Genomic DNA, 13,272 nt, shown 5'->3' with positions numbered 1-13,272 from the left:
CTGAAAGGGACCCTGCGCCGCCTGCCAGGTATGCGGTAGAAAATCATCTCATGTCAAAAATTCCTGCAAACCACAGCGCAGGGTCCTCTATGAGAGACCCTGCTGAAACGAAATTCTGAAGGGGAAATAACAAGCGCTGGATGTCATGGTGAGCCCCGTCGAATCATGCGGGCAAAGGCCTCTGCGCACGTCGTCCTTCGACAGGCTCAGGATGACATCCCATTGCACGTTCAATATAATTTGTCCCGGGTAACTTATTTCAGCATGTTTTATAGTATTCCCTGCTCCTGCCACACTCTACTGCTCCTGATTCCTCACTGCCTGCTGCCAACTCAAAACTGCCAGCTTATTCAAAAGGGCATTGCTTGCAGCCCGGGCAAGAGGCCCGCCCCGACGAAGATCGGGATCATACGCCTACAGGCATTGGGCGCGGCCTGCGCTGAGGCCTAGCTTGGCCGGTATCCACTTCCCTAATGCTGGCTTTGGGGTTCAATAAAGCTTATTGGTTGGGCTGCTGCAAGGTTAGTTACTAAGCATGTGGGTTACAAGCCGGGAGATTTGCGGCTGCGGGGGCTATCCCTGATCGTTATTTGATTTTACAATCTCGGCCATTATTCCATATAAATAAAAATGCAATTTAACGTCGACATGTTGGCCAACGGGATAATTTTCATATTCACCTTTAATTAATTTAAATGATTGCTGATAATTTATCACACGGACCATCTTAAACTTATTGTTAGAATTTTTTACAATTAAGCTCTCATGAATACTAACCATGCCATTAGGGTCTGACCATAAATAGTGAAATTCAGGATTTAAATTATAATAATTTGAAGTAATTTTGCTTAAATAAGATTTTCCTACTCCAAAATTCGCATTATAAGATTCGGCTATAAATTGAAAATAATTAAACTGCAAAGGCAGGTCCTTCTCTATAAACAGATCATTTCTTAGTAAATTAAACATTTTAATACGCTTATTGGGATCATATAAATGTCGTCCGTAATATTTAAATAGAAATTTAGCAACTTCTTTATTGTCTAAATAGCTCTCCATCTCGCTGACAAGATTATTTAACTCTTCATTATCAACTATCTTTTGGTTTTGATAATAATTGTATAAAAGTATACATGCGTAAGGCCTTAAATATATATTTTCATAAAGTTCAATAAGTTGTGCTTTATAAGCAACTTCGCTTAAACCATTCCTCAATGAAGAAACATACTGACTTTTGAGTGATAATACCCAACTTAGTTCATCCGTAACCACTCTTTCAGCTAAATCTAGTAACTCTTCAATTTTTATTCGATTTTGCAATTTGTCTTCTTGATCAATTAAAACGTTTTTATTCTCCCAAATTAAACACCTTACGTAATCTACGTATCCGTATGCAGAGAAAGGATCCAAAAACTGTTTAGTTAGAAATAGATCTAAAGCTTCATACAGATATTTAAAGACGATACTATCCGTACTGTCTTTTTCAAAAAATTGTTTGGCTAATTCAAAGTTTATAATGCCTCTTCGATGAATAAACCTGTGATTTTTATAATCAAATAAGGATTCAGCATAAATTAAGACTTCTAAACCTTTTTTTAAATCGGATATATTATTTCTGGATTGTAGGTTAGTAGCAAAATTTAACAAGAAATGTGGATCATCAGATAGATTTACATATGCAACATCATACAACTTATTTATTTTGGCCTTAGAGAAATTGTCCTCTTTTATAAGAATCTTTAATAAGTCATTAACCAAATAGGAATTTGTAATACCTGGATTTACTGATTTTAATAATCTTTCATATAGTTCGTATTGCTTATCTTGAGAAGGTAAAATTTGATTAATTAGTTCGTTAGCAATTAAGGGATGCTTTGTTTTAAAATATAAATCTGGTTCAGTACCATGTGATGACATTCGCTGTTGAAGTAACAGTCCTTTTCCTTCAGCTTTAATAACCTTCTCTATAAATAAGTCCCAATCCAAAGTTGATATAGCATGTTTTAACCAACCTGCTGGTAAAGGAAGTCTATGTCTATGTAATAATGCTGTAAATATAAATGCCTGTTTCGCATCTTTTGAAAGTTGATCATAAGCACTAACCAAATCGTTTGAATGTGTGCCATTTGTCACTAGTTTTAATAAGGATAAAAATGAGTCATTATCGTAATCATCTTTAACTTTTCTTATTAGCTCTTCTTTCTCAGATACATCTCTAAATTGAACTAAACCCACTGATCTCAGTTTTTCTAAAAGCTCTTCAACCTCGGCTTCACTTAATTTACTACTTAAATTTATTTCATAGGATTTTTTAATTTCCCTGTGAGTTTTAAATTTTAACAAAATATTTTCCCTTATTGGAACTAGAAAAAACACATTTAAATCATTGAATTGCTCGACGCTTAGTTCTCTTCTTAACTCTAATAATGATTTGAAAGTGCTTTCTACTTCAACTTCGTCACAATAAAATATAACAAACTTTGCTTTAACGTATTTAAAGAGTTCAATAATATATTCTGATTTTAGCCTATGAAAATCTGATATCTCATATGCGACTGTATTCGAATCAATGTTTTTTAAGAACTCATGTATAAGCCTTAAAGTAAATGTTGATTTACCTATGCCATATTCGCCCGTTAGAAAGAAAATCGGTAAAAAAGTTGCGCCATTTTCATGAAGCGCGTTTTCAATTTGAATCTTAGCATCATTTAGTAGATTAGTTTTTATTACGTCAACGCTTCTTGTTATTAAATTATAATTCGGTTCCTCTCCCTTATAAAAATCCAATTCGGAAACGAATTTATCCCTGGTATTTGCATTAAGTTGACTGATGGAATTATCAAGATTAATAGATAGGCGAGTAGGTATTTGTATCGGGCTCAGTTTGTTATCACTTAGAACTATTTTTTTTCTCCTTATAGTTACTTGAAGGTTTTTATCTTCCCATTTTTTATACTTTAGAAAAAAGTCCTGAAAACTGCATTTAATTATGCAAATTCTCTGCTGGGTATAATATGGCAATGCGCTCATATTGGGAAAAGGATCAACATTATATATCCACCTACGTTCTCTAAATCCTGTACTGTCAAATTTTTCTAAGAATTGTTTAGCAAATTCATCGGTATATGAATATCCCATTGAAATAAATATCGTAGAGTCAGAAATGTCCTTTAATTCGTGTAAAACATTTTTGTAAAATTTATTTATTCTCGAAAAATCGTTAGTTGAAAATGCCAAAGGATATTTGATTTTTTCGCTTATACATCCGTTTAGTTTAATATATTTTACTTCAGTATTACTTTTTTTATAATTTAACTTAGCTAATTCCCTTATTGGAACAATATCATAAAGATGGTTTGATGATGAACGGATTTTGTCGTAGGCCATTTCGACTAATAAATCATAATTGGTTGTAATTATTTCTTGCCAGGGGATACTTGCTAAAATTTCATGACCAGCGGTTACAGGCAAATTTCGTAGCATTTTTTCAACTTCGCCATCCAAATGTTTTCTGTTAAAATCAGCATCAGCAGATAGAATGTCCACGAACTTTGTGATATTGGGTTCACTCAATGACTTTCCAAGATATTCTTCATAGTATTCAATTATTTGCTTGCTTAGATATACCTTTTCTCCTACTGAAGCTCCTGCACCAAGAAATAGTATTCCATGGGAATCAAAAATTTTTTCAAAAATGGGATACAGGGCCTCTTCATTAGCGTTTATATCAAGAATGTGATTCATGCCTAAGGTTTATTTAAGTTTTTGAATATAAACTTACTTTTTAAAATAAAAAATAACTAATTTGATTTCTATGAAACTATTTTAATTTCTCGCGCTATAGTAAGGGGAATACCCGCTACTTTAAACTAAGCGATGCATACTTATGCTGCAGCGGAGATAAATTTATGACGATAATCTACATTTCTAAACACATATTTTTTTATGCGATTAAATATTTTATCTTTGCAAACTTTTTTATATACATTTACGTGATAAAATAAATAAAAATATTTTCTATTTATAAAGGTTATTATAACTTTATCCGATAAACCTTATTTTAATGGATAAAGTTACTGAACAGGCTACTAAAACTCTTAATGAAAGCTTCGAAAAATTAGTCACAAATGGAGTTGAGAAATACAAAGATTTTTTATTTGGGTTACTTATAGGTTTAATTGTTGCATATTTTTATAATAAATTAGTAGGAAATAAAGCATTAAAAGATAGTTACGAAAAAACCATAAAAACAAAAGATGATTTTATAACCGTTTGCAAGGTTTTAGTGTCAGAAAGATTAAAGGATGTCCAGGTAGAACAAAAAGACAAGCAATTCTTTAATAGACTTAAACGGTTTTTTAAATAATTAAAATAAAACATTTAACCTAACTGTTTGTAATTTAACCAATATGATAACATTAATCGTTTGCATTGTAATAATAGCATGGATAATTTATCTAATCCATAATTACATTATTAATAAAAGGACAATTTATTTTAATGAACTAATTTCCGTATACGATAATATGGAAATGTTCATACTTGAAAAAAAGATAAATCCAAGTAGTAATTTAATTTCTTTTCTAAAAAGCTTTAAATTTTTAGTTGTAAATAAAGAATATGCTAACATAAAAATTATGCTAAGGATAGAATTAATGACTTCTGAAAAAAAAATCGAAGAAAACAAAAAGGCTTTTGAATCAATAAAAAAAGAAATCCATCCAGAATTAATTTCTTTATCAAATAATTTTTTTACAATATATGATAGACTAATTAAACTTTCTGTCTTTAACATTAATTTTGTTTGCTTTGTTTTAAGAGTAATTTTCATGAGCAAATATTTCGCCATTAAAAAGTCAAGTGCTATTAAAACAAGAAGCATAAAAAATTCAATTCGTAGTTTATTTCATCAAGAAAACGTTATCGCTTACTCTTTTAGAGGCTCAAGTGCTACTTGTTAGAACTATAATTGATTCCATGCTGCTGGAAGCCCCATGCTGTCGCGAGTATGACAGAACCCCATGCTGCCGCAAGGGCTTTTCCGTTGCCGCAAGCGTCATACTGTGTAAAAAAGCAAATAAATCAAGCACATTTTTCTAAATATTCTTGATCGCTTTTCCATAATGAAAAAACGAGCAGGAGGAGTTTTCTTTGAACCGCGATTATGCCTTGCTTTTTAGCTTTTTGTCTTTCGTTAAGTTTGTTATAAAAAACCTTCATGGTTTTATTGGTCCTGCACGCGTTTAAAGCCGGCATATAAAGAACTCTTCTTAAATGAGAGTTCCCTTTCTTTGATATCCGGCCTTTTTTATTTTTTGTTCCGGATTGCTCTACTTTAACATCAAGGCCGGCATAGCCGATCAATTGTTTTTGATTCAAAATGATATTAAAACCATCTGTTTCTGCAATTATGGTAACCACCGATACAAAAGACAAACCCTTCACTTTCGTTATTCGCTTTATTTTATATTCAATATCCTGATTCTGTTTTACAATCAACTTCATATCTTTTTCGGTTTCCCTGATCTGCTTATCTAAGAATTGTATATGCTTTTTGATGCGGCTTATTGTTTGCGCTGTTTTTATAAATGCTGTTTTATAAGCATGTAATTGATTTTTAAGCTTGCTTCGCTGCAATACTAATGTTTCCCGCTCCCTGGTCAATGTTTTTAGTGTAGCAAAAACGGACGCTGGAGGCTGCCAGGGACTTAATTTCCTTTCAAGCCCCATCTGACTTAATAATTTAGCATCAATAATATCTGACTTTGCCCTAATGTTTATGCTTTTACTAAATGCTTTTGCCTTGTTAGGTAAAAGAATAACAATGGGCAGATCATTGCCCGCAAGTGTGTAAGCAAGTTGCTCATGATAAACACCTGTTGCTTCCATTACAAAGTATACCTGGGTTTCTTTGTTTATCAAATCACTTATGTCTTTAATAAAAAGTTTAATGCCTTTTGCATCGTTTGCATAAGTATGTTCATAAGTTAAGCTTATTTCAAGCTGTTCATCAATAACGCCAAGACATACTTTAAAATCATTTTTTGATACATCAATACCAATGGATTGCTTTAAGATTTTCATAAATTTGTTTTGAGATAATAAAAGTTGTTGGAAAATCTTTATTCCCTGTGACGTACTATTATGCGGGATGCCCCAAGCTCCCTAAATACTGTTCGGGTTATAAAGAAGGAGAGGAAAGAATGTAATGACGCTTACGATATCCTTCAAGAGGTATCTGCCGGCTTGCCTTCTTTTCTCTCTCCAACAAAATTAATGGCTAATTAATCTCAATTCAAACATACGTCCCCGGCTTGTGGCCCGAAGGACAGGTAGCCAACAAGCAAAGTAACCTGCAGGACAATAACCTGCACGCTATTTTACTATATAAATTATAAGCAAAAACTGTACTTTTAAATATGAGCTGTAATTATAAATTTAATAAATTGGAAGTATTATAGAGCGTAAAAGCGGATTACTTAGCATGCGGGCCACAAGCCGGGGACGTTTGCGGCACCGGGCGGAGATTAATGTTAGTTATCAACAACTTACCACCTCGTCATTGCGAGCCGGGCTGCTTGCAGACAGGTACGAAGCAAACTCTAAGCTTGCCGGTAATAAAGTATGATTTATGTGGCTGCCAAACAAGCTGGTATAACGCTCACCAGTATCAAGGTTCATTGATTGTCCTTCGCAGAGTTTGCTTCGTTCCTCGCAATGACGATCGGATCCAACAACTATAGTTCTATATTCTCCAAATACTTATACCCGCTGCCGGTATTTATCATCAAAACTTTTTCTCCCGGTTTTATCCATTGGGTAGCTTTCAGTTTTTTATAGGCCTGCCACAGGGCGGCGCCTTCGGGGGCAACCAGCATACCCTCATGGCGGGCTATCTCTTTTACTGCTGCATTCATTTCCTGGTCGCCTATGGTAATTGCAGCGCCGTTGGTTTCGCGCAGTACCCGTAATATCACTTTATCGGCATAAGGCTTCGGAACCCTTAACCCATTGGCAATGGTAAAGCCACCGTCCGCAAATTCAGATACATGCTTACCCGCATTAAATGCACTTACAATGCCGTTGCAGCTTTCAGACTGTACGGCCACCATCCTCGGGCGTTTGCTGCCTATCCAGCCCAATTGTTCAAGCTCATCAAACGCCTTCCACATTCCTATCAGGCCGGTGCCGCCACCGGTTGGGTAAAGTATCACGTCGGGCAACTGCCAGTTAAACTGCTCGGCAATTTCGTAGCCCATTGTCTTTTTTCCTTCAAGCCTGTAAGGCTCTTTTAAGGTTGATACCTGGAACCAGCCGTTTATCTCAGCAAGCTCATTTACCAGCCTGCCGCAATCGCTGATATTGCCATCTATCTCAACCAGTTCGGCACCGTACAGGCGGCATTCATCTTTAAAAACCTGCGGGGTTTGTTTGGGCATGTACACCACGGCTTTTATCCCGGCACGTGCCGCATAAGCAGCCAAAGCTCCACCAGCATTACCGGCGGTTGGGGTAGCAATTGTGTCAATCCCCAGTTCCTTTGCCTTTGAAACTGCTGCGCTGATCCCTCTTGCCTTAAATGAGCCGGTAGGATTGCCGGATTCATCTTTCCAGAAAACTTCATTGTCGCCTATAAATTGCTTTAGGTTTTCAATGGGTATTATAGGTGTAAAGCCTTCGCCAAGGGTAACAATATTCTTCTCTTCAGCAATCGGCAAAAATTCCTTATAGCGCCACATCGTAGCCGGGCGGCCAATCAAAATTGACTTATCTATATTGTCGCTTAAATTGTATTTTGCAAACAGGGTTGATCTGCATGCCTCATTTATACAAACAGTATTTACAACCGCAGCACTATGGATGGTGCCGCATTCAGGGCAGGTTAAATTTATTATAAGGGAGCCTGTCTCCGTTTCTGTATCGCTAATCATTATTTTAAGAATCAAGAAATTAAGAATTAAGAGCAAAGATAATAAGAGGCAGGCAGCAATAAATAGAATATTACTTCCATTTTATGTCGATTCCTGACTCTTAAATCCTGCCGCTACTTTACAGCGAAAATATCCCCCGCGTTCCAAGTTGGCCGCGCATCATCCTGTGCCACCAGGTAACCTATCAAAAAGTTAAGCTGCGCATATTTTTTACCTGCGGCAAAGTCAAAAATGCCGTTTATGTCATCCTGCGGCTTGTGGTAATATTTTGCGCGCCATTCGGCCACAAACTCGTTTAAGTTGTTTTTACCATCGGCGGTTTTGCTGCCATATTTAATGTGCAGCGCCGGGATCCCGTTCACCACAAAGCTATATTGGTCACTCCTGGTAAAACGGGCCTGTTTAGGTTCAGGATCAGGCTCAACGCCTAAATCTAAATAACCTGCTGCCTGGTTAACCTGGTTTATTAATGATGAATGCTCGGCGCCCAAAGCTGTAACTGAAAGTAAAGGGGCAATAATGGTTGGCATATCTGTATTAACATCGGCCACTATATTTTTAACCGGTACGGTTGGATGCGAAGCAAAATATCCTGATCCCAAATCGCCTAATTCCTCACCGGTTAACAATACAGTAAGTATAGAACGTTTAGGTTTATGTTTTATGCTGTTATAAATTTTAGCAATACCCAAAACGCTGGCAACTCCTGATGCATTATCATGTGCGCCGTTATAAAGAGAATCGCCCTCAACAGGCTTGCCAATCCCAAGGTGATCAAGATGGGCGCTATGTACCACATATTCATTTTTTAACTTAGGATCTGATCCTTCAATTTTACCCACCACATTATAGCTTAAAATATCCTGGTAGGTTGACGTGTAAGAAACACTTACTCCCGCATTTATTGCAAACGAGCCCGGCTGCCCGGCCTTAAGCTGTGCTAAAATTGTGGGAATGGTCTTTCCGGCCTGTTGTAGCAGCGAATTAAACACCGTATAGTTAAACAAACCCAGCACCTTTACCTGGCTTGAATAATAAACCCGTGATATTGCAACCGAGCCATCTTTATTCATCACACTGTAAGTGCCTCCCTTCGGGTTATTTAAGCGCGAGGCAGAATCAGTTGAGCATATAATAACCCCCACTGCGCCATGGTCGGCGGCGGCTTTTAATATGGTTGTAGGATTCATTGTATGCGCTGATACTGACGAAGAAAACTTATCAGGTGCACCACGCACCACCAGTACAATTTTGCCTTTAACATCAATCCCGGCATAATCATCATAACCAACGGATGGTTCGCTTGTACCATAACCGGCAAAGGCCAATTGTGCATTTAAGGTAACATCCGGCGTTTTGGGGTTGGGCAATATTACATAATCAAGGCCTGCTTTTAGGCCAGGATTGCTTCCCTGCCCGGTTAAAGAAAGTTCAGCGCTTTTAACAAATGCTTTACGGAATTTCACCTCCTGCAGCCAGGTGTTATTTTCACCGGCCGGTTTAACGCCCATGCTTTTTAAACGGCCCACTACATAATCAACCGCCATCTGGAAACCTTCGGTTCCCGGTGCACGGCCTTTTAACTTGTCATCAGCCAAATAAGCAATATCAGCCTTAAATTGAGCGGTATCAACTTTGCTTAACGCCTGCTCAACTTCGGCGCTTAATTTAATTTGCTGTGCAAAGCCTGCATGAACCAGGGAGATAAGGGAGAGTATCAACAGTGTTTTACCAATTCTGATCATTATTATGAGGAGATTAATTATGCCAATTACTAATAGCTCACAAGTTATTAACTAAGCAACTTAACCGCAAGATAATAATGAGATTGTAACACGAATGATGGAATAACACGATTAAAGGATTTTTAATGATTAACAGGATTGGTGTTAAGTCCAAAGTTTTTAGTCGTAAGTCATGAGTAAACTCTTTTTTCCGGCTTAGCACTAAAGACTAAATGTCAATTCATATATGATACGACAGTAGATCAAAAATCCTTACCTTGTCAGTCAATAAACCCTAAATCCTGTCAATTCATATAATCCCTAAATCGTGTTAAAAATTCTTCAAACCTTTTGGACTGGTCCATCCAACATAAATAATGAAAACCTGGTAAGCATGAAGGCCGGGTGGCTCTCGTGCGAATATCATTGGATGAGCTGGGCGCTAAGCTGTTTACAGGCCAAAAAAACTTTTGGAGAAGTTAGCCTGGTAACGGATTTAAAGGGAAAGCAGATTTTAATAGATCAATTACAACTGCCATATTCGCATGTATCCACTCAATTAGAAGGGGCACTCGATCATTACCATCCCAGCTTATGGGCCCTGGCAAAAATTTATACTTATAGCATCCAAACAGGGCCATTCCTTCATTTGGACGGGGATGTTTTTATATGGCAAAAGCCTGATGACAAATTTCTTAATTCACGATTGGCAGCTCAAAACCTGGATAAAAACCTGGAATTTTACACTAATGCTTTAAATGAGATAAATGACCATTTTATCCATATACCATCATCCCTGTTAAAGAAAAGCTATGAGCACAGGGATGTTTATGGAAGTAATGCGGGTTTACTGGGTGGAAATGACCTGGAGTTTTTTAAAACCTATTGTGAGCAGGCCTTTAAATTTGTGGATGAAAACAAAGCCAGCCTTGATAAGGTAAATACCGGCAGCCTCAACTTTATTTTTGAGCAATATCTTTTTTGCCGGCTTGCTGCTGAAGCAAATATTTCCGTAAGCTATTACGGGAAAATGGTAGATAACCCTGTGTTTAAGGACTACATTAAATTTGAAGACCATCCGCATACACAAATGGTACACCCGGTTGGCGGCTTTAAAAAATACCATCATGTATGTGATCATGTTGCAAAAAAACTAAGGAATGATTATCCTGATTATTATTACCGGGTAATTAACATGGTGCGTTCGGCCGGTGTAAATATGCGGTCGGCCATATATGTTTCGCCATTGCTTCACCTGGATGAGTTGCTTCCATTGGCAGAAAAATCATTAGCGCCAAAAAAAAACGAACCATTATTTGAGCGGACTAATGCCGCTATAGAATATTTAAATAAAAAATATCCGCTCAAGCTTTCAAGCCTTAAAACCCATATAAGCCGCAACGAATTTATAAAACAGGTAAAACTAATGCTGCCCGGCAGTGCAGAGCGTAACTGCTTACTGGAAATATTCAGGATAGAATCAACAACCAATTCTTTATTAAAAAAACTGTATGCCAGTCAAACTGCCATAACCGGGCTTTACAAGGCGGAACTTAAAAAATATAAACAGATCCAGGATGTGTTTTCATTACCTGAAAGCGAGCTGCTAAAAATCGAAATAGACCGGCCCGAACATTACAAATTACTTAGTACCGGATGGAACTGGAAACTTGATTACAAAGAACAAGTTCACGCGCTTATTGAAAGAAATTTTAATGAAGAAAAATCATCCCTGCACGTACTTTTAATACCAGATGAGTTACCGGGCAGCATTAAGGAATACTATTTAGATGAACTGGATCTGGTTATTTTCGATACCCTTAAAGATACTTTTACCATAGGTGACATTTTGCCTGAAATGAAACAATACTTTTCCTTAGATGAAATAGAGGAAGATTATTCGACATTTAAACAATTGATTATAAGTACAATTAAGGGAATACTATATGCCGGGGTAATTAAAATCAGTTCTTAGCTATTAATTAAATAATGCTTGTTTATTAAAAAACATATGTCTACATTTAATTAACCAATTTTAAATTTAAAAAATCATGAAAAAACAACCTAAACCTGCAGGCAAATTAAGCCTGATGAATGAGTTAACAAAAAAAGAATTAAAACAAATTACCGGGGGCACATTGCAACAAACTTATTGTTCTTCTACCACCAATCCGTTTCCGAACGGCCAGCAGCCAATTGGTTGTCAGCCGGCCTATTGTGCGGGAGCGGGTCACGGGTCCTTCCTGTATTGTGCCTGATTTTTTTGTTAAGTCTTGTAAAAAAGGTGTCTTTTAATAAAATGCACCTTTTTTTATTGCCCTTTAGTTTTCCAGTACATATAAGCTATACAGCCAATAACCATTATAGCCAATACTATAAGCCCCGTTTTGCCCTTGCGCTTATCCTGCCGCATCAGCCATATTAAAAACGCAACAAACGGCAGTACAAAAACCGCCCAGAATATAAGTGATGGTATGTTCATTTTTGTTAGTCCATAGTCGATGGTCCATAGTCCATAGACAACTTAGTTTACGTAATGTATATTCTTCTAAAAACTATGGACTATGGTCCATGGTCTATCGACTCTCTTAAAAAGGCATCCTCGCCAGCGGCGTTACCTCCTGCCCAACGAATTCGCCTTTTAAAAATTTATAATACCCCGCAATAGCTATCATAGCTGCATTATCGGTGCAATACTCCAGCTTTGGGATAAAACAGCGCCAATTATTTTTTTCGCCTAATGCAAGCAGCCCCTGCCGTAAACCTGTATTGGCTGATACTCCCCCGGCTAAGGCAATATCTTTTATGCCATAGGCCTGCGCCGCTTTAGCCAGCTTATTCAGCAGGATGGTTGCTATCCGTTTTTCAACCGATGCACAAATATCGTTTAAATTTTGCTTTACAAAATCAGGGTTGGCAGCTACATTATCCCGGATAAAATAAAGGATGGACGTTTTTAACCCGCTAAAGCTAAAATTATAACCCGGGATCTGCGGCTCGGGGAATTTATAAGCATCAGGATTGCCCAAACGGGCGTACTTATCAATCAGCGGACCGCCAGGATAAGGCAAGCCTAAAATTTTACTGGTTTTATCCATAGCCTCGCCGGCAGCATCATCAAGCGTTTGGCCAATCACTTCCATATCAAAATAGGCTTTCACCAAAACTATTTGGGTATGCCCGCCCGATACGGTTAAACATAAAAACGGAAATGATGGTTTATTATCGCCAATAAAATGTGCCAGCACATGCGCCTGCATGTGGTTTATATCAATAAGCGGAATGTTTTTTGCCAACGCAAAAGCCTTTGCAAATGATACGCCAACAAGCAGCGAACCTAAAAGTCCGGGACCGCGCGTAAAAGCTACGGCATCCACCGCATTTTTACTTACTTTTGCGTTCAACAGCGCTTGTTGAACTGCGGGAACAATATTTTGCTGATGAACCCTTGAGGCAAGCTCAGGGACAACGCCTCCGTATGCTTCGTGTATGGTTTGATTGGCAATAACATTGCTTAATATCTCACCATCAACGCATACTGATGCCGAAGTTTCATCACATGAAGATTCGATTCCTAAAATTACAGGCACGTGTTTTTAATTAGTGATTTGTTGAAT

General features: G+C 37.3%; 12 protein-coding genes. 4 read left to right on the top strand and 8 right to left on the bottom strand.

The annotated features are described in order from the left end of the window. Window positions 1-87: 87 nt before the first annotated feature. Together JWQ54_RS08535 and JWQ54_RS08530 are read right to left on the bottom strand one after the other, a co-directional pair. Window positions 88-294 (bottom strand): hypothetical protein, encoded by a 207-nt coding sequence (locus JWQ54_RS08535; RefSeq protein ID WP_299583060.1) that lies wholly within the window; start codon window positions 292-294, stop codon window positions 88-90. Between the two features lie 279 nt (window positions 295-573). Further along, complete coding sequence (locus tag JWQ54_RS08530) at window positions 574-3,744, bottom strand: SIR2 family protein (protein ID WP_299583057.1); 3,171 nt, start codon at window positions 3,742-3,744, stop codon at window positions 574-576. A gap of 319 nt (window positions 3,745-4,063) precedes the next feature. Between JWQ54_RS08530 and JWQ54_RS08525 the strand changes: the two genes are divergently transcribed. Both JWQ54_RS08525 and JWQ54_RS08520 read left to right on the top strand, forming a co-directional pair. Next, on the top strand, window positions 4,064-4,366 hold the full coding sequence (locus JWQ54_RS08525; RefSeq protein ID WP_299583054.1) for a hypothetical protein: 303 nt from the start codon (window positions 4,064-4,066) through the stop codon (window positions 4,364-4,366). A 160-nt stretch (window positions 4,367-4,526) separates the two neighbouring features. Continuing rightward, window positions 4,527-4,961 (top strand): hypothetical protein, encoded by a 435-nt coding sequence (locus JWQ54_RS08520; protein ID WP_299583052.1) that lies wholly within the window; start codon window positions 4,527-4,529, stop codon window positions 4,959-4,961. A gap of 121 nt (window positions 4,962-5,082) precedes the next feature. Here the strand turns inward: JWQ54_RS08520 and JWQ54_RS08515 are convergent, their stop codons facing one another. From JWQ54_RS08515 to JWQ54_RS08500, 4 genes are all read right to left on the bottom strand, one after another. After that, window positions 5,083-6,084, bottom strand: a complete 1,002-nt coding sequence (locus JWQ54_RS08515; protein WP_299583049.1) for an IS110 family transposase — start codon at window positions 6,082-6,084, stop codon at window positions 5,083-5,085. A 456-nt stretch (window positions 6,085-6,540) separates the two neighbouring features. Next, entirely contained in the window at window positions 6,541-6,681 is a 141-nt protein-coding gene (locus tag JWQ54_RS08510; RefSeq protein WP_299583046.1) for a hypothetical protein, read from the bottom strand. A gap of 56 nt (window positions 6,682-6,737) precedes the next feature. After that, on the bottom strand, window positions 6,738-7,931 hold the full coding sequence (locus JWQ54_RS08505; RefSeq protein WP_299583043.1) for a threonine synthase: 1,194 nt from the start codon (window positions 7,929-7,931) through the stop codon (window positions 6,738-6,740). Between the two features lie 113 nt (window positions 7,932-8,044). Further along, window positions 8,045-9,676, bottom strand: a complete 1,632-nt coding sequence (locus JWQ54_RS08500) for a M28 family peptidase (RefSeq protein ID WP_299583040.1) — start codon at window positions 9,674-9,676, stop codon at window positions 8,045-8,047. Window positions 9,677-9,983: 307 nt separating this feature from the next. Here JWQ54_RS08500 and JWQ54_RS08495 point away from each other — a divergent pair, with 307 nt between their 5' ends. Together JWQ54_RS08495 and JWQ54_RS08490 are read left to right on the top strand one after the other, a co-directional pair. Then, window positions 9,984-11,630, top strand: coding sequence for a DUF6734 family protein (locus tag JWQ54_RS08495; RefSeq protein ID WP_299583037.1), 1,647 nt, complete (start codon window positions 9,984-9,986; stop codon window positions 11,628-11,630). Between the two features lie 76 nt (window positions 11,631-11,706). After that, the gene (locus JWQ54_RS08490; RefSeq protein ID WP_299583034.1) at window positions 11,707-11,913 is read left to right on the top strand and encodes a bacteriocin; all 207 of its coding nucleotides are present in this window, start codon (window positions 11,707-11,709) and stop codon (window positions 11,911-11,913) included. Window positions 11,914-11,966: 53 nt separating this feature from the next. Here the strand turns inward: JWQ54_RS08490 and JWQ54_RS08485 are convergent, their stop codons facing one another. Beyond that, window positions 11,967-12,137, bottom strand: coding sequence for a hypothetical protein (locus JWQ54_RS08485; protein WP_299583031.1), 171 nt, complete (start codon window positions 12,135-12,137; stop codon window positions 11,967-11,969). Between the two features lie 106 nt (window positions 12,138-12,243). Then, on the bottom strand, window positions 12,244-13,245 hold the full coding sequence (gene tsaD, locus JWQ54_RS08480; RefSeq protein WP_299583028.1) for a tRNA (adenosine(37)-N6)-threonylcarbamoyltransferase complex transferase subunit TsaD: 1,002 nt from the start codon (window positions 13,243-13,245) through the stop codon (window positions 12,244-12,246). Window positions 13,246-13,272 lie beyond the last annotated feature (27 nt).

Source organism: Mucilaginibacter sp. (genome assembly GCF_028288225.1).
In the GTDB taxonomy this organism is placed as follows: Bacteria; Bacteroidota; Bacteroidia; order Sphingobacteriales; family Sphingobacteriaceae; genus Mucilaginibacter.
This window is presented reverse-complemented; position numbering and strand designations above follow the sequence as displayed.

Coding starts and splice junctions, on each gene's coding strand:
- JWQ54_RS08530 (WP_299583057.1), bottom strand. CDS start 3,744: ATGAATCACATTCTTGATATAAACGCTAATGAAGAGGCCCTGTATCCC.
- JWQ54_RS08525 (WP_299583054.1), top strand. CDS start 4,064: ATGGATAAAGTTACTGAACAGGCTACTAAAACTCTTAATGAAAGCTTC.
- JWQ54_RS08520 (WP_299583052.1), top strand. CDS start 4,527: ATGGAAATGTTCATACTTGAAAAAAAGATAAATCCAAGTAGTAATTTA.
- JWQ54_RS08515 (WP_299583049.1), bottom strand. CDS start 6,084: ATGAAAATCTTAAAGCAATCCATTGGTATTGATGTATCAAAAAATGAT.
- JWQ54_RS08510 (WP_299583046.1), bottom strand. CDS start 6,681: ATGAACCTTGATACTGGTGAGCGTTATACCAGCTTGTTTGGCAGCCAC.
- JWQ54_RS08505 (WP_299583043.1), bottom strand. CDS start 7,931: ATGATTAGCGATACAGAAACGGAGACAGGCTCCCTTATAATAAATTTA.
- JWQ54_RS08500 (WP_299583040.1), bottom strand. CDS start 9,676: ATGATCAGAATTGGTAAAACACTGTTGATACTCTCCCTTATCTCCCTG.
- JWQ54_RS08490 (WP_299583034.1), top strand. CDS start 11,707: ATGAAAAAACAACCTAAACCTGCAGGCAAATTAAGCCTGATGAATGAG.
- JWQ54_RS08485 (WP_299583031.1), bottom strand. CDS start 12,137: ATGAACATACCATCACTTATATTCTGGGCGGTTTTTGTACTGCCGTTT.